Origin of the sequence: Jeotgalibacillus proteolyticus (assembly GCF_002926065.1) — a bacterium.
Taxonomy (GTDB): Bacteria; Bacillota; Bacilli; order Bacillales; family Jeotgalibacillaceae; genus Jeotgalibacillus; species Jeotgalibacillus proteolyticus.
The window spans coordinates 226,167-242,581 of the sequence record NZ_PREZ01000006.1; the positions used below are offsets into that span (position 1 = coordinate 226,167).

General features: G+C 37.9%; 18 protein-coding genes and 1 pseudogene. 12 read left to right on the top strand and 7 right to left on the bottom strand.

Features of this window, described 5'->3' with window-relative positions; genetic code table 11:
* The first annotated feature begins 31 nt into the window (after window positions 1–31).
* Both C4B60_RS16575 and C4B60_RS16580 read left to right on the top strand, forming a co-directional pair.
* Window positions 32–460: a VOC family protein gene (locus tag C4B60_RS16575; RefSeq protein ID WP_104059141.1), complete on the top strand. Its 429-nt coding sequence runs from the start codon at window positions 32–34 to the stop codon at window positions 458–460.
* A 365-nt stretch (window positions 461–825) separates the two neighbouring features.
* The gene (locus tag C4B60_RS16580; RefSeq protein ID WP_104059142.1) at window positions 826–1,485 is read left to right on the top strand and encodes a FusB/FusC family EF-G-binding protein; all 660 of its coding nucleotides are present in this window, start codon (window positions 826–828) and stop codon (window positions 1,483–1,485) included.
* 213 nt (window positions 1,486–1,698) lie between these two features.
* On the opposite strand, the gene C4B60_RS16585 is transcribed toward C4B60_RS16580, so the two are convergent.
* Window positions 1,699–2,358 carry a zf-HC2 domain-containing protein gene (locus C4B60_RS16585; RefSeq protein WP_104059143.1) on the bottom strand — a complete coding sequence of 220 codons (660 nt, stop codon included), beginning with the start codon at window positions 2,356–2,358 and terminating at the stop codon, window positions 1,699–1,701.
* Window positions 2,345–2,839, bottom strand: coding sequence for an RNA polymerase sigma factor (locus C4B60_RS16590; protein WP_104059144.1), 495 nt, complete (start codon window positions 2,837–2,839; stop codon window positions 2,345–2,347). The genes C4B60_RS16585 and C4B60_RS16590 overlap by 14 nt, the downstream gene beginning before the upstream one ends.
* A 222-nt stretch (window positions 2,840–3,061) precedes the next feature.
* On the opposite strand from C4B60_RS16590, the gene C4B60_RS16595 reads away from it, so the two are divergent.
* The 3 genes and pseudogenes from C4B60_RS16595 to C4B60_RS16605 all read left to right on the top strand — a co-directional run bounded on the left by C4B60_RS16595 (window position 3,062) and on the right by C4B60_RS16605 (window position 5,483).
* Window positions 3,062–3,664 carry a class I SAM-dependent methyltransferase gene (locus tag C4B60_RS16595; RefSeq protein ID WP_104059145.1) on the top strand — a complete coding sequence of 201 codons (603 nt, stop codon included), beginning with the start codon at window positions 3,062–3,064 and terminating at the stop codon, window positions 3,662–3,664.
* A 15-nt stretch (window positions 3,665–3,679) separates the two neighbouring features.
* A pseudogene (locus tag C4B60_RS16600) lies at window positions 3,680–4,344 on the top strand (response regulator transcription factor).
* Entirely contained in the window at window positions 4,341–5,483 is a 1,143-nt protein-coding gene (locus tag C4B60_RS16605; protein ID WP_104059146.1) for a sensor histidine kinase, read from the top strand. The pseudogene C4B60_RS16600 and the gene C4B60_RS16605 overlap by 4 nt, the downstream one beginning before the upstream one ends.
* A 41-nt stretch (window positions 5,484–5,524) precedes the next feature.
* Here the strand turns inward: C4B60_RS16605 and mobQ are convergent, their stop codons facing one another.
* Window positions 5,525–6,064, bottom strand: a complete 540-nt coding sequence (gene mobQ, locus C4B60_RS16610; protein ID WP_104059147.1) for a MobQ family relaxase — start codon at window positions 6,062–6,064, stop codon at window positions 5,525–5,527.
* Between the two features lie 683 nt (window positions 6,065–6,747).
* Here mobQ and C4B60_RS16615 point away from each other — a divergent pair.
* Window positions 6,748–7,539, top strand: coding sequence for a DUF2935 domain-containing protein (locus tag C4B60_RS16615; RefSeq protein ID WP_104059220.1), 792 nt, complete (start codon window positions 6,748–6,750; stop codon window positions 7,537–7,539).
* A 705-nt stretch (window positions 7,540–8,244) separates the two neighbouring features.
* On the opposite strand, the gene C4B60_RS16620 is transcribed toward C4B60_RS16615, so the two are convergent.
* From C4B60_RS16620 to C4B60_RS16630, 3 genes are all read right to left on the bottom strand, one after another.
* Window positions 8,245–8,862: a uridine kinase family protein gene (locus C4B60_RS16620; protein ID WP_104059148.1), complete on the bottom strand. Its 618-nt coding sequence runs from the start codon at window positions 8,860–8,862 to the stop codon at window positions 8,245–8,247.
* Window positions 8,863–9,168: 306 nt separating this feature from the next.
* A complete protein-coding gene (locus C4B60_RS16625; protein WP_104059149.1) occupies window positions 9,169–9,753 on the bottom strand; it encodes a hypothetical protein in 585 nt (194 codons plus the stop codon).
* 55 nt (window positions 9,754–9,808) lie between these two features.
* Complete coding sequence (locus C4B60_RS16630; RefSeq protein ID WP_104059150.1) at window positions 9,809–10,291, bottom strand: hypothetical protein; 483 nt, start codon at window positions 10,289–10,291, stop codon at window positions 9,809–9,811.
* Window positions 10,292–10,474: 183 nt separating this feature from the next.
* On the opposite strand from C4B60_RS16630, the gene C4B60_RS16635 reads away from it, so the two are divergent.
* From C4B60_RS16635 to C4B60_RS16645, 3 genes are all read left to right on the top strand, one after another.
* A complete protein-coding gene (locus C4B60_RS16635; RefSeq protein ID WP_135122137.1) occupies window positions 10,475–11,110 on the top strand; it encodes a YcnI family copper-binding membrane protein in 636 nt (211 codons plus the stop codon).
* Between the two features lie 291 nt (window positions 11,111–11,401).
* Window positions 11,402–11,983, top strand: a complete 582-nt coding sequence (locus tag C4B60_RS16640) for a copper resistance CopC family protein (protein WP_104059152.1) — start codon at window positions 11,402–11,404, stop codon at window positions 11,981–11,983.
* A 1-nt stretch (window position 11,984) separates the two neighbouring features.
* A complete protein-coding gene (locus C4B60_RS16645) occupies window positions 11,985–13,061 on the top strand; it encodes a copper resistance D family protein (protein ID WP_104059153.1) in 1,077 nt (358 codons plus the stop codon).
* Between the two features lie 523 nt (window positions 13,062–13,584).
* Here the strand turns inward: C4B60_RS16645 and C4B60_RS16655 are convergent.
* Window positions 13,585–14,085 (bottom strand): DUF3231 family protein, encoded by a 501-nt coding sequence (locus tag C4B60_RS16655; RefSeq protein WP_104059154.1) that lies wholly within the window; start codon window positions 14,083–14,085, stop codon window positions 13,585–13,587.
* A 393-nt stretch (window positions 14,086–14,478) separates the two neighbouring features.
* Between C4B60_RS16655 and C4B60_RS16660 the strand changes: the two genes are divergently transcribed.
* From C4B60_RS16660 to C4B60_RS16670, 3 genes are all read left to right on the top strand, one after another.
* Entirely contained in the window at window positions 14,479–14,778 is a 300-nt protein-coding gene (locus tag C4B60_RS16660) for a DUF3219 family protein (RefSeq protein WP_104059155.1), read from the top strand.
* Window positions 14,779–14,788: 10 nt separating this feature from the next.
* The gene (locus C4B60_RS16665) at window positions 14,789–15,781 is read left to right on the top strand and encodes an LLM class flavin-dependent oxidoreductase (protein ID WP_104059221.1); all 993 of its coding nucleotides are present in this window, start codon (window positions 14,789–14,791) and stop codon (window positions 15,779–15,781) included.
* 195 nt (window positions 15,782–15,976) lie between these two features.
* Complete coding sequence (locus C4B60_RS16670) at window positions 15,977–16,156, top strand: hypothetical protein (RefSeq protein WP_104059156.1); 180 nt, start codon at window positions 15,977–15,979, stop codon at window positions 16,154–16,156.
* Window positions 16,157–16,415 lie beyond the last annotated feature (259 nt).

A 16,415-nucleotide genomic window follows, 5' to 3' on the forward strand; every position in this document is an offset into this window, starting at 1 on the left:
AAGGATGAATTTCATTACGAGGAGGAAAAGTATGTTTAAAGTTGGGAGTATCTTCATTCCGGTAACAAATATCGAAAAATCGATAGAATGGTATGGAAATTTTCTTGGGGGAAAAATGATTGACCGCTGGGAAGACGGGGTTGGTTTATACCTTCCTGCCGGGTCCACACAGCTGGCTCTGATCAAAGTTGAATCCCCTCAACCAACTGAGTTCCGAACGAAGGGGGATCAGAAAAACAGCTATTTTAATTTTGTGGTAGAAAAGATCGAAACAGCCCATCAGCACTTCAAAGACAACAACATTCCTGTAACAGACATCGACGAATTTGGCGGAATGAAATTCTTCGACTTCTTCGACCTCGACGGCAACCCATTTAGTGTCGTGGATGAAGTAGAAGGCTCACCTTACCACTCTGATCAGGTTAGACAGATGCAGGAAAGGGATAGAGAGAATAAATAAAGGAAATCGACAGGTGCCAGGCACCTGTCGATTTTTGTCATTTATCTAATAAGCTTTCATAAGGACATACTCGACAAAAGAATTAATTAGAGCTGCGCCTTTACTAAAACTTCTACATTCTGTAGGTCTGGAGTATTGCGTAAATAAGCTTTCATGTATATTCTTTTACTAACAGGAGGTGGTACCTGATGACAATTGCGAGAAACATGCAGGCGTCAGAATTGGCATCGACTCATGCAAAGCCTGAATAAGTAGGCGATACTTTGCGTGGGTTAAGGATTGTATATTAATCGCCAATCAATGGATCCTTCTATTCAGGTTTTGCACTTATCTAATGAAATGAAAAGATAAGGAGCGAATAGAAAATGGATACATCTAAAATAACGGAACAAATGTTTATACGAAATGACCAATATAATTTTATTGCACAGCAGATCTATTTTGTCATTCACACTCAAAATACTGTAAATCATCAGGATACCCGGGACGCAGTAAAGCTTCATGCGATTTCAAAAGTGAAAGACACGATTCCTGGAATGACAGAGGATCAGGAATGCCTTCTGAACCGCATGATCGAATTGGAAAACGAGGCTGAAGCGAGGACTTTTCTAAATGAGTTAAAACGCAACTATGTGATCCCATTCCAGAAAGTCACGAAGAAACAAATAGAAAAGCTATTCCCGAAAGCGAAAAAGCTGCAAGTTCCCGATCTGGAAACACTGGATTTTCAGCGATTGTCTTACCTTGGATGGTTCGACACGCGCGCCCATAAGCAGTATTTAATCGTAAAATATCAGGGTAAGTTAAAGGGCATAACAGGTCACTTTGCCAATAGCAATAACAAAGGCATTTGCAGTATTTGTAATCACCTGGGTGAAGTGGCTTTGTTTATGACAAAGGTTAGAAGCGGAAAAGAAACCTATATCAGCAGAGGGAACTATATATGTAAAGATAGTCATGCGTGCAATGAAAACATGACAGACATAAAAAAATTAGAAGTGTTTTTGGATAATCTTTATCAATAGAATAGCGGGATATCTGATGTCCCCCTCAATAAGTAAGTCAGTTAAGTAGCTATGTGTCTCGATGAAAATGATAATAACATAATACTGGCTTGCTCAAACCCGTCATGTAATAGACATGACGGGTTTGTTTTTGCTGTGAAGATCGACAGGTGCCAGGCACTTGTCGAAGAGCTGTACGGCAGGTCTATTTTTATTGTAATACGTTTTAATTTTCTATCTCTCCCAAACCAATTCCCCACGATCTAAAACCGCTTCCCAGGAATCCTTTCCATCCGTAATTTTATATACATCAAACTCCGCATAATAAACGGCGTCAATTTTTTCACTTTCAGCAAAAGTCCAGCTATAATCCTGTTCATTATCATTTTTTTCTCTATTTAACAAACTTCTTGAGGGTGAATCAGCAATGGTTTTGGTGTAGTAGATGAAACTGACATTCCGTGTCTCACCGTCTATCTCAAGTCGCATGGGATGAGTTTCGTGTACCGTAGCATAGCTTTTACCGTAGTATTGAGAAACGAGCTGGTTATTATCTTCTAAGCCAATTTCAAATAGGTCGTCCGAGTAAGGAATAACTCTTTCAAAATAAAAAACATACGCAAATGCTCCAAATAAAACAATCGCTGTAGCCAAAACGGAAGCAATGGACACAATCACTTTTTTCCTGCGCCATTTTTTATTAATTTTATTGATCAAAGGCGCTTCATTTTGGGCTGGAATATACAACGTCCCTTTCATTGCTTCATATTCCTTTTGGCATTTCTCACAATGCTGTAAATGCTCATCGACCATTTCTTTTGTATCCAGGCTGACTACCTCATCAACATAAAGAGGCAAAACATCCTGAATAACGGTGCATTTAATCTCCTTCATTGTTCATCCCCTCCATATGCTTTAGAACCTGTTTTCTCGCTCTGTAATAGGTGACCCTTGCCCAACCTGCACTTTTTCCGAAAAGAAGACCGATTTTCTCAAATGATAATTCACCAAAGGAACGCAGTGAAAAGACCTCCTTGTATGGCTCCTTCATTGAGTGAAGAAACTGGTGAACGATGAAGGCATCCTCTTCATTCATTAAATGAGTAACAAATTTCACGTCCATCGCCGGTTCTTCAGCTGCATCCCTATGTATGTACCGTTTGCTTTTTTTGTAGTGAGAGTAATAGGTGTTTTTGGCGATGGTAAAAAGCCATGCCCGGATGTCCCTGGAGCCATCAAATTTTTCAATTGCCTTTACCGCTTTAAAAAATGCCTCCTGCGTAATTTCCTCGGCTATATGGTCATCATGACTAAGGGATTTGATGAACAAAAAAACCTCTTTAAAATACTTCCTGTAGATTTCCTCAAAGTCCACCCGTTTTCACCCCCTTCACTTATATAACTTTTGGACATTCAAAGCGTTACAATAAATTTTATTTATCTGGACTTTCTATTAAATTAAGTAAGAATGCCGTTTAGGAGAATTTCCTTTTGAATCATAAAGCATCTTAAGAATTCTTAAGAAATTCCATGAATGTTTCTTAATATGTTAAGTCTATTCTTTTCATAGAACTAAAATTCTAAGGAGTGAATAGACTTGCAATCAATAAAGTTTCTTCAACAATATTTTTTTGCTCCAAGAAAAATCGGAGCTATTTTACCAAGCTCTGGTTATCTAGCTAAAACAATGGTTGAGACCATTGATTTCTCCTCGGCTAACTATATCGTTGAACTTGGAGCAGGGACAGGTGTTTTTACTGATAAAATCCTTCAATATAGAGAATCAGATACGCTGGTTATATTATTCGAGAACAACACCATGTTTTACGAGATGTTAAATGAAAAATACAAGAGTGAAAGCAACTTTATCATCATAAACGATACCGCCGAGAGCATAGACAAATATATAAAAAAATACAAGATTCCATCTATTGATTATGTTATTTCCGGCTTGCCTTTTGCCAGTTTGCCGGAGAATGTCTCGAGTGTTATCTTAGATAAAACTCGAAGTTTATTGAAAAATGATGGTACGTTTATTACATTTCAATATACCCTGCTGAAAAAGGAAATGTTTAATCAGTATTTTGAACAGATTGACATCAAACGTGAATATCGAAATGCTCCACCCGCTTTTGTGTTGAGCTGCCAAAGTAAAAATGGGAATACTAAACGGAAAATAAAAGGATGGAAAAAAGATTGACGACAAAAATTTTAAATCGATGATGATAAAGAAATCAGAAACCTTATCTCTGTTTATTTAGAAAATGAAGGAATTCAAAAAAAAAGGCTGAGGATGCAATTGAAGGGTTAAAACTACTTGAAAAAGAGGATTTTGACCTCATAATTTTGGATATTATGATGCCTAAGATGAACGGGATTAAAGCCTGCATGAAGATTAGAGAAGAACGCCATATGCCTATTATTATGCTTTCAGCAAAATCAGAAGATATGGATAAAATTCAAGGACTTACATCCGGTGCAGATGATTATATTTCAAAGCCCTTTAACCCGTTGGAACTAATCGCAAGAATAAAGTCCCAGCTCCGGAGATATAAAAGGTATAATACCGAATTTGATAACGACAAAACCATCATTGAAATTGGCAATCTGATGATCAATACAGATACCCGCCAAATATGGGTGGATAAAAAAGAAATAAGGCTTACTCCAAAGGAATTCGACATACTTGAACTTCTTGCGGTTAATAAGGACATTGTATTAAACGTTAGAAAAATATACGAAGCTGTCTGGAAAGAAAATTTTTTCAAGTCAGATAATACGGTAATGGTACACATTACTAAAATAAGGGAGAAGATTGAGGAAGATCCAAAGCGTCCCATATATATCAAAACTGTGTGGGGAGTCGGTTATAAAATATGAAAGGGAATCGATTGAAGAGTTCATTGTTTGTAAAACTATTAGCAGCAGTGGCCATTAGTTTTTTGGTCTCGTTTCTTGTAATGATCATCCTCTCTCAAAGTATTTTGTATCTTTACAGCATTGAATATCTTTCAGCTGAAGAAATAGGGGTAACTTCTTATAATGTTATCGTATATTCTGTCTTTGCATTTGTTATCCTTTCTTTTATTGGCACGTTTTTAGCTATTATTCGAAAGAAAATATTATATATAAAACGCATTACAGAAAGTATTAATGAAATTGCAAATGGAAATTTGGGATTAACGATTGAAAGGAAAGGAAACGACGAAATAGGCAGACTTGCCGAGAACATTAATACCATGTCCATCGAATTGGCAAGTAAATTTGAATACGAACGACAACTGGAAACAGCAAAGAACGATCTTATTACAAACATATCCCATGATTTGCGTACACCTTTAACATCCATTATTGGATATTTGGATTTGTTAAGAACGAATAAATATTCTAACGGAAATCAATTAAAAGAATATCTTGAAACCTCCTACGCTAACTCCAAACGACTTGAATCTTTGATCAATGAACTTTTTGAATATTCGCGTTTATCAAGTCCTGATATCACACTAGAACTTAGTGAAGTGGACTTTTCAGGTTTATTAGAGCAGCTGCTTGGGGAATACGTTCCTATGTTTGAAAAAGAGAACCTCAAGATTGTAAAATCAATACCCGATCAAGAAATCACAGTGACATTGGATGTTAATAAAATCGTTCGTGTGTATGAAAATCTGTTTATCAATTCGATAAAATATAGCACAAAACCTTCTGATATACACATTAGTTTGAAAACGAATGATTCAATGACAATTGTAGAACTATCAAACCGGGTGGAAGCTCCGTCTATAGTCGATACGGAAAAGTTATTTGAGCGTTTCTTTGTTGGAGATCAGGCAAGACAGAACAATCAAGGCACTGGACTTGGACTTGCGATCGCAAAAAGAATTGTTGAGTTGCATAACGGATCCATACGAGCAGCATACAAAGAAGGCTGGATAACCTTTACCGTGGAACACCCGATAACAATGGACCAAATCCAACCGTCTCCACCTAATCGCAAGTTGACCCAGCGTTCAGATCATTAGTTATTAGCTCAAAGGTACCCTCTATAAGGTAACTGTATGTTTCAGTGCTGCTTTTGAAACGCCAGCTTGATAAGGGCTGCCCATTTTTTACGCCATTGCATTAATAATGCACGATCGTTCCAATCCCGGTTTTTAACCGTGAATCCATCTTTAGAAATTTCCCGGGTGGTTAGTAAGATATGCGCATGAGGGTTCTTGGGGTTTTCTCGGTGTATCGCAATATCAGCGATCATTCCGTTGCGGACAACTTCCGTTCGGACAAAGTCTTTGACAAGATCTGTCTGCTGAACCTCGGATAGCTCTAGTGGAAGCGTCATTTTGATTTCTCTGGCTAGTTGGGAATTTTTGCGTGTCTCTGAATTCTCAACTTCATTCCATAAACGGCTGCGATTTTGTACCCATTCAGGCGCATGTAATGGGGAAATGATCATTGTTTCCGGTTGCAGGGTCCGCCTGTAAATCTTTATTTCACCTGATCGTTGATCTAAAAGCCGTTCTCCTGATCGATGCGCAGCAGAAGCAACAGCCGATTGCCCGTTGCTTCTTGAAAGCACCTGGACAGAAAAGTGATAGGGGGCCATGATTTCATTTCTCCTTTCAAGAGCCTTTTATTCTGTTACGCTTTAAACGGTAAAAGGTTTCTGGTTGTATTCCTCCATTTACCTTCCATAACCGTAACTTTACTCCAAACTTGAAAGAAAAAATTCCACCTGGCGCCCTAGTTGAGCTCCTTCTTTTGAATGGGGTTAACTTTTAAAAATGTGGTTTTCTACTATACAACTTTCTGCCAGATCTTGATCAATGAAAAAGTATGAACTAGATGCATCAGGCAGTGGAATTTCGATTTTTCCTAATTTAAAAGTTGTTTCTATTGTTCTTCCCCTCCTTTAGGTTGAAAAATATTATTAACAAAAAAAGGTGCCATAGGGATTTCTGCTGCAACATTATATCGTAGAATTAAGCAGAATAACGCTAACCAGCATCAAATAAATCTTTTGTTACGTCAAGAAAATAAAACGATCCATTAACTCTTTAACGAGGAATTTCTTCTAACACGCTTTCACACAATGACTTAGTCTCATTTAAAAGGAGGGGAGCTTTAAATTTGTAGGCAATTGAACAAATGATGACTCAGTGCCACGGTAATTTTAATAACTGCTCTCATCTTTCTGAACAGATAGTGAAACTTTTTTATGAAAAAATAAGAATAATAAAACTAGCTTGTAAATATAGTGAGAAAGTAGAAAACTTCAGCAGGGGGGAGATTAAATTCGCTGATGCGATTGTAGCCAGATCTTTAGATGAAATTAAATTCTGGTCTAGGATTATGAAAGAGCATGCCTTATTTTTAAGCTTAGGGTTTACATACGAACAGACACAATTAATTGATGAGGCAAAGAAATTCATCTCATTGTTTGAAGGAATTGAAGAAAGGTTAGACCGGTTTACAGTAAATTCAGATATAAGTCAGGTTAAAGCCTTTAATGCCGAAGTTTACCAGGCTGCTGTGGCAATATGGTCTTATAAGCGAAAGGTATTAGGTTTAACTTTGCGCTGCGAGATCCGTACAAACAATTTCCCACTATTAGTAGATCATGTAAGCAGAGAAGCAGCTTACTTTGCTAATCGATTAAAAGAACTAAATGAAGGGAAGTTAGCTCCAACGCCTGATGCTGTCATTCAAGAAAATGTATTCTTCTTAAGGATTATGGCTGATCATGCTAAGTTTATTGGACATCTATTAGATCCTTCTGAGAGAAAGTTAGTGGCTCAGGCTAGGGAATTTAGTCATGATTTTGATCAACTTCTTTTTCAAGCAATTGATTTAGATTCAATGTGGCCTCAATCCGAAACAATTCCTCTTCAAAGTCAATTTCTTAACCAAAATAAAGTTTCGGTTGTTTCGTTAAGGGATTTTAAGAAGACTGCAAGGGATCTAATTGAAGCATGCAGAATTAAAAGTAATATTCATCCACTGTTGGCAGATCATACTTTTAGAGAAGCTGAAAGATTTTTGGAGATCATTGATCTATTTGAAACCAGCCTGACAGGCTAGCAAAGGTAAATAGCGCAGGCTGTATATGAAGAGCAAAATAAAAATGCCCCTACAGAACAGTTTGTTTTGGCGGGGCATTCTCGTTTAATCACCCGTTTTCTCCTAGCCTCTTTTAACACTTGAAGGGTAACAGTTAGAACATAATAAGATAATCGGAATTACGCAATTTTTATAAGTCCTAAGACACTAGCTTGTGACAGGCATTGCATATTCTAGTGGACTGCTTTAGCGGTGATCTTGTTCAGCATGAAATATGGCATACTTCTTGGAACGTAGGAAGCTCTTATGGAACAATAGCCCCCTTTACCTATAAGAGTTCTTCAAAATATTTGCTTTAGACTAGCATTCGAAGTTATTAGGTTTTAGATAGTGTTTTAAGGGTAGGACCTTGCGGTAAAAACTAATAATTAACAATTGAACAACCAAGATTGAACACTTCAGCAACTTGATAAGACTACACTTTTAATGTGCATCCAAGGTCTACTTTGATTGAACAAATATAACTTTAAAATAAATAAATAAAAACAAACCATTTTGATTGATCAAAATGGTTTGTTTTGCAGTAGAATTAATTCTTATAATAATTTCTTTCAGCAATCCTTATTCAACTAAAGCTACCCGTTAGTTGAATAAAAATTGTACTTATACAATTGAAAGAGTGTTATTAATAGGGTTTTCATACAACAATCGTTAAAACTATTATGACTATTCGTTGACCACTATTAAATCGAACGATGATGGTGGACACAGGACTGAGAAATAATAATCCTCAGCGGAGTCCCATCGAAGGTGCCAAGCCACATCGTCATTCCCCTCTCTGAGATTATGCCTATGGCGGCGAACATCGGGTAAGACATCCACAAGAACCTTATAGTCGACAACATCGGAAAGTTCAGGAAGTGAGGAATAAATTCCATCAAGTATAATTACCTCAGAAGGCTCTTTTGTGACCAAGTATGATGACAAACCGTTCCAAGACGAAAAGGAAAAAGGGTAATATTGAGCGTTTTTACCTACTATAAGTGGCAACAATGCCTCAGTACGCATACGCTGCAAATCGATGCAACGACTACACTTTTGTTCGGGTGTGTAGGTATCCCATTCATCGTCGGTAATAGTTGCTGCGAAGAAATCATCACACTGAATGACTGTTGCACCCAAATGCGAAGCCGCCTCAGCAGCCACCGTAGATTTGCCTGCACCACTCCCTCCGTCTAGGGACACCACCAAAGGACTCCTTCGTCCTTTCAGACGTTTGTTAATAGCTGATACAATAGACAGAACGGCTTCATTGGATATATTTATTAATTGGTACTTTTCCACGACTACCACTCCGAATCAAAGAATTTACTACTGCCTTTTAGACCGAATACCTAATCATCAATAGTTTAACATTAATTCCCTTTTGTTGGATAAAAAAAAAAGCACTCCTTATTGAAGGAATGCTTACCGTAATATAACAAGCTAATCTCTATAAAAGTTTTTTATTCACCAACAAATTCGCCGTCAATGTATAGCGAATCTCTTTTTGTTCCTTCAAAGTTTTTAGAGCTTGTTTCTACTTTTATTGTTTCAGCTTCGGACTTACTTTCAATGAAATTTAATAAGGTTACAAACTGTTTCCACTTGTTAATGGTTATGCTCATGCGACGGAATTTCAACTGGTTGTCTATGATTATTATTTTGCTTATTTAAATTCGAGTTCTCATGAAAAGCAGTAATTAACATCATAATCGTTAATAAAGTCATTACCAAAATCGAACCAGTTGATTTATTAAAGTTTGAACTTGAATTATTGATTGCTCTTCTCAATAAAAAAATTAAACAAAAAACGACAATGATATACAAGATAACCAGAAACGTTAACATAATTATGTAGTTAGCTGAAGGCAACATGTATCCCAACATTGCCCCCATCATACTTCCCATCAGTCCTGCTCCCATTGCTTCAATTATTCCGTATAACTTTAAAGGCTTTCCTAAAAAGTATCCCACAATCAAACTTACTATTATCCCATATATAGTTGAAGTTGTAAGGTTATCGTGGAATAGTACACCAAAAATTAACCCTATAATTAAACTGGAAACCATAGCCACTGACATAACTGCCATTAGTCCTTCCATTCCTGAGAAACGTTCCCTTTTAACATGAATTTCTTTAATAAAGTAAAGTGTATGAGCTAAAACAACTAATGTACTTATAGTCAATAACATACGATTACCTCCAAAAAAAACTCAAAAATACCTTCCGCCATAAAGAAAAAATTATTTAATCACAATTTTTAGCTTGAGGCACAATCGCATCCAGTGTCTCAACTGCAGCTTGGTCCGCATTTGCACTTTGTTCCGCGTGTACACTCTGGTCCACATTTGCACTTTGTTCCGCATTTGCACTCTTTTCCACATTTACACTCTGATCCGCATTTACACTTTGGTCCACATTTACACTCTGATCCGCATTTGCACTTTGGTCCACATTTACACTCTGATCCGCATTTACACTCTGATCCGCATTTACACTCTGATCCGCATTTACACTCTGATCCGCATTTACACTCTGATCCGCATTTACACTCTGATCCGCATTTACACTCTGATCCGCATTTACACTCTGATCCGCATTTACACTCTGATCCACATTTGCACTTTGTTCCACATTTACATTCTGATCCGCATGTACACTCTGGTCCACATTTACACTTTGGCCCGCATTTACCTTTAGATCTTCGTATTCCCACTTTTCTACCCCCAATCAAATTACTTTATACTATGTTAAATAAACTTTTAAGTTGCTTAAATAATGCAAATGAATATGGGAAACAGCACTGTAATTTTGTCTTAGCCCTCGAATATAATTGCAGTAAATCATCTACAAGGGAGGGCATTAGGTCAAAAAAGTCCAATAATAGAAAAGGCGGAGTGAATCATGAAGAGTATGATTAAAAAAGTATCTAATTTGCTTTTATTATCATTTTTGGGGATCTTTTTATTTTGCAGCATAGCCAGTGCACACGTGACGGTGACACCAGATGAATCCACTACTGGTGCCTGGGAAACATATACTATGAAGGTCCCTGTGGAAAAAGATGTGGCAACAACTAAGGTAACCTTAAAGGTACCAGAGGGATTGGAAGTAAAGTCTTATCAACCCGTTCCTGGATGGAACTTTACTTCCGAAAAGGATGCCAATGGAAAATTGGCGACAATCACCTATGAAACGACTGGAGAAGGAATTTTACCTGGTCAATTTCAACAATTTACGTTTGTAGCCAAAAATTCCGACACGGCTACTAAAGCTGTCTGGGATGCTTTTCAGTATTATAAAGATGGCACTGTTGTAGAATGGACGGGTGATGAGGGATCGGAAAAACCGCACGCCATCACAAATATCGTTGCGGGGGCTGCTGAAGGAAACAATCACGATGCCGATTCTGCAAAAGAAGAAACTAAAAATGACAAGTCGAATGATACACAATCAAATGGCCAATCCAATTCTCTTCCGTTAATACTATCTAGCCTTGCTGCTATCCTTTCATTGGCGGCTTTTGTGTTAGCAGTTCGCAAAAAATAATCTAGGTAAAAGCAGAATATTGCTTTTAAATCTTCTGCTTTTCTCTTTTCATGAAGAAAACAACGAATACTTTACAAAGAATTTTTTTCTTAACCCAATACCAGATACCCCTCTACTTCTCCCACCCAAGGAAATTCATCCACTTATTCCTCTTAACAACCCTATGAGATAAATAGTCCTATTAGAAAACCATATGAAATTTATTTTGTATTAAACGGGTTGATTCTTAATTTCAATAATTAGGAAAATTATTTTTTGGACTGAAAAAATGATGAAAGGAATGGACTAAGAATGAAACGATTATTGATCATGTTAGGGATTATACTAGTAATGCTGCCAGCAATAGCAAGTGCACATACACACTTAGAATCCTCCACCCCTGTATCGGGAGAGGTGGTAACGGAACATTTGAATAAAATCGTATTGAACTTTGGAGGGGAAATTGAGTCACTTAGTACAATGACACTAGTGAAGGACGACCAGAAGATTCCATTTAAAAGTGTTGAACCACAAGGAACCCAGATGGTTGGAGTATTTAAAGCTCCACCGGAAAATGGTTCATACGTTATTAAGTGGAAGATCATTGGTGAAGATGGCCATGTAATAACTGGAGAGATTCCATTCTCTGTTCAAGTTGAACAGGATGCTGGAGAAACCGGGAAAGAAGAGCTTATAACTGAAAACCCCAATAATAAAGAAGGCACAGATCCAGCAGTAAATGAAGAAGGGGAAGTAAGACAAAAGGATACAGCAAATCAGAAAGAATCAAACAATGAGCAATCTGAATCCAATCTCACAAAAATTGTCATCCCTGTTGTGGTTGTTTTGCTGTTGAGTGTTGGCTTGGCAATACTTTTTATAAGGAAGAAGTAGAATGGAGTTTCTAATTCCTATAAGTGAATTTGGCACTTATTTATGTTTTGCCATACTCGCGGGATATATTGCATTGCAGTATATCCCGGCAGAATACAAGCCGCAATCCACCGTTTCTAAAAGAACGATACTGTTATCTACCCTGGGAGTCTTTGTTTTTTCATTGGGCCCGGCTGCACTGGCCATTTCTTATTTTAGAGATACAGTTGGCTTTACAATGGCAGCCTATTCCGTAATTACTGATTCCCAAATAGGGAAAGTATGGGTAGTTATCGGTTTTTCATCTGTCCTTCTTTGGGTCACATGTTTGCTGAATGGCTCCAAACATGTACAAGGCCTCTTGTTAGTAATAATGGTTTTGGCTATTGGATATTCAGGTCATAGTGCTTCTTTATCTTTTTGGTTTGGGTTTGTTGCACATTCTGGCCATTTCTCAATGGTGATCCTTTGGAGCGGCATATTAATTCACGTAGCATGGTTTTCAAGAGATCAAACGAAATGGAAAAAGTTTTTACAGTGGTTTACTCCGTTTGCAATAGGCTGCATCATCATCATTGTCATTAGCGGGCTAACATTAATGTTTTTTGTTGTTAAACCTGATACGTATGTTAATTCCTGGCTCTTACCCTATGGACAAATGCTCCTATTAAAACATATCGGAATTATTCCTATTTTGGTATTTGCTTTTATCAATGGGGTATTGGCAAGAAGAGCTGTGAGCTCTCCATCCTTTAATCCCCGTCCATGGGTAAAAGCGGAAACGATTGTGATTTTAATTGTGTTCTTCTTTACAAGTATCTTAGGAACACTGCCACCGCCCCATGAGGTTGATTTTGCCGCTGATTCTCAAGGCTCCTCCAGCTGGGTGGAATGGATACTCGGCAAGGAAATCCTTCCTGCAGCCAATGTAACGTTAACCGCAAATACAATGTCAATTTTACTATTCGTAACTTCGCTGTTATTCCTTATCCTTATTATTTTAAGCTTCAAAAAAGTAAAGCCGGCAGTGGGCGTTTTCTTCGCAGGGAGTTTTATTGCCTCAATGTATTTAGGACTGATTTTGTCTCTAAGCTTATAATTTACAGAATAAAGGGTCTGGGACAAATAGGTCTCAGGCCCTTATACCCGGTTCACTGCGCTTCAGATTCGACAGGTGCCTATTCGACAAGTGCCTGGCACCTGTTAGTAAGGTTTATCGAATATTAACAGCTATTTAAAAGAATTAATACAAATTAAACCCTTATCAACTGAAGTCTCTATATACCCAATAATCTGGTCTAGAGTGAACACCATAAGCGGCTAAGCAAAAAACTTTAAATACCGACACTTCATTGACTTTCCAGCAAAAACAAAAGCTGGCTATTTTCTAAATGATTTAAACCATTTAGATACTAGCCAGCTTTGCTGCTATTCTAAGTTTCATTAGAATTTCATTATGATTTAAGTACATAATAATGGAAGTGGATGCTTTTTCGGCCCATTATTTGGTGTTTAGTTCGTTGATTAAAAAGTCGTGTAAAGAAGACTAAAAAGAATGGTTCATTTTTTAGGGGTATCTTTTTTACTCGTCATTTTTCATTTAACAAACTTCGGATGCCTGATTATTGCCCTTGGTGAAGAGGTGGCGGAACGAGCCAGCCTTTTTCTTTGCTTAGTCTTAAAAATTTAGCGCCAAGTGCTGCTTTTTGCATATGAAATTGGCCAAAAAGCAAAGCAATGTCTTCACGAATTGATTGACCGATGATTTGGCTGCAAGCAACTAGACCAGCTGCAATATCCATGGAGATTGATGCTGAAATTTCCACGTCATGAAACCTTGCACCAGTTGGAATTTCATCTAACTTAGCTACGGGACGGGAAGGAGGTGTTGGAGGTAAGCCAATGCCATTTTCTTTTAAAATCGTTTCCAGCTGTTCAACTTCCTGTTCCCCCAGCTTTATTGCTTCTTCGATTAACTCCTGCAAATCGCGGTCACCTGCATGATTAATTAACGTTTGGAATTTGGCTATTCCAGCTTTTGCAGTAGAAAGATATGACCAGGTGCCAAACACTTCACCATAATGCATGGGTTCAACTTTTGGATTGCCGCTCAAAATTCCCATTGTGATCCTCCTTAATAAATAAAATTTGTCACTTTTCTCCGGAAAATCCTCCGGTCATTGTGGACAAATTTATTATGTCCAACAATCTTGACTTTATAAAAAAAGCAAAGAAAAGGAAAAAAGAATTTTAAGAAGTCTGCACTGATCGTTATTATCTTACCCTCAACGTTATTGTATCATGGTGGGAGCCAACGACTTTCACTGTGATCAGCTGGGTTGGGAGCTGGTTTTATTCTTTAATGGGAGTGAGTACTTAAATATTTAACTGCTTAGTTTTATAAAGTATCCTCATAAATATCCCCTAAATAGAGGAAGCAGAAAATTTGTTCAATGTTTACGGCGAATGGTAACATGGACAAACTTAACTTAGGTAAAAATAGAGGAGGATCCTTAATGGTAAATGAAGTGATTTTGGACGATTATTCTTTGAAAGTAACTGGTTTTGAACAAGGAGCGGCCACAAACAGCTCCGGAAAAGAAGCAAAGACCATTCGGTTTGATTTCGAAGTAAGAGGCGGGACTGAGTACCACGACGTTACGGTCCATTTATACAAAAATACGTTTGATGTAAAGGTTCCTGAGCTTGATTTGAGCTTCAGAGGAACCATCAACAATTACTCTACTTCACGGACTGATTTCACGGATGAACATTCTTCATCCCTATTCAGCCTGGAGCTGATTGAAATTGGGTAGGAAAAATCCACTGAAATTAAGCATCCTGGATCAATCACCTGTATCCGCTGGCAAAACACCAGCCACGGCTTTGCAGGCTTCCATGGAGCTTGCAAAAAGCGGGGAACAGCTCGGGTACACGCGCTATTGGATTGCCGAGCATCACGATTTTTCCGGACTGTCCTGTTCTGCGCCCGAAGTGATGCTGGGCTACATTGGGGCACACACCAAAACAATCCGCATCGGGGCAGGGGCGGTATTGCTTCCGCATTATAAACCGTACAAGGTTGCTGAAGTCTATAATATGCTGGCGACTCTGTTTCCAGACAGAATTGATTTAGGGATCGGAAGGGCTCCCGGCGGATCAGCGGAAGTGACGATGGCTCTCTCGGATAATTTTTTACAAAATGTTTTCAAGATGCCGGAATCCTTTAAAGAACTTTTGCGTTTCCTCAAAGATGATTTTCCGGAAGAAGATATGTATTCAAAAGTATCTGCAGCGCCGCTTCCGGAAATTTCTCCTAAACCATGGCTTCTCGGGACTAGCATCAAAAGTGCCAAGCTTGCTGCAGAGAACGGAAGCGCCTATACATTCGGCCATTTCATGAGCGATAAAGATGGACCGGAAATCCTTAAAACCTATGAGGATAATTTTCAGCCGGGTTCATCCCAACGACCGGAATCGATCATAGCAGTGTCTGCCATTTGTGCAGAAACGACCGAAAAAGCTGAAGACTTGGCAAAGAGCGGTTTTCTCTGGAAATTAAAAATGGAAAAAGGAGAAGGCAGCGAAGGGGTTCCTTCACTAGAGGAAGCCGAACGCTATCCATATACAAGCGGAGAACAACAAGTAATTGATGAAATGCGACGCAAAATAATCATCGGCAATCCAAAAGAGGTACGGGAGCAGCTTGAACAGCTCCAATCAATCTACCACAATGATGAATTCATGATCGTTACTATCACTCATGACTATATGGATCGCTTACGGTCGTATAAATTGATTGCTGATGAACTCCTGTAATAAAACAACCAGTTACTATAGGATAACTGGTTGTTTTTGTATTTAGCTGATTGCATTTTTGAAGAAATATTTGAGTTAGGTTTCCGCGTTTCTATAATGAAGCGATTAATTGATAAAGGGTGTTAAAGGAAATTTGCTAAGTACAAACTAGATATCCAAGAATTAGAACAAGCATTAGAGGAAGTGACTAAACAAATGTCACAGCTTCGAAAAGACAACAAATGGCTGCCTGATGTAAGGCTTATCACCGGAAACCGGAAATCTCAATCTCTAAAAGGTTTTTCGGGTCTCGCCGTTGCATTTGATCTTTCCGCTTTTTCAGGTCATTATTTGATGAACAGGATGATCTTATTAAAAAGCGGCGTTAAGGTCTAAGTTCTTTTTTTATAGATAAATTCCTTTTTCCTCTCACCTGCCCCTTTAGTTTAACATTAATTTCCTTTTGATGGACAAAGAAAAAAGCACTCCTTATTAAAGGAAAACTCCCAATAGTTTAAGTACATTTAGTTACAAAGTTATGCGTTACCTTTTTTCTTTTTCAGGTTTTTCAATAGGTAGATTCCTCCTATTATAAGAATTAGAATGATAACTACTTGTAATAGCTCCAAATTGTAAAAATGCCAGCTGATAAGAA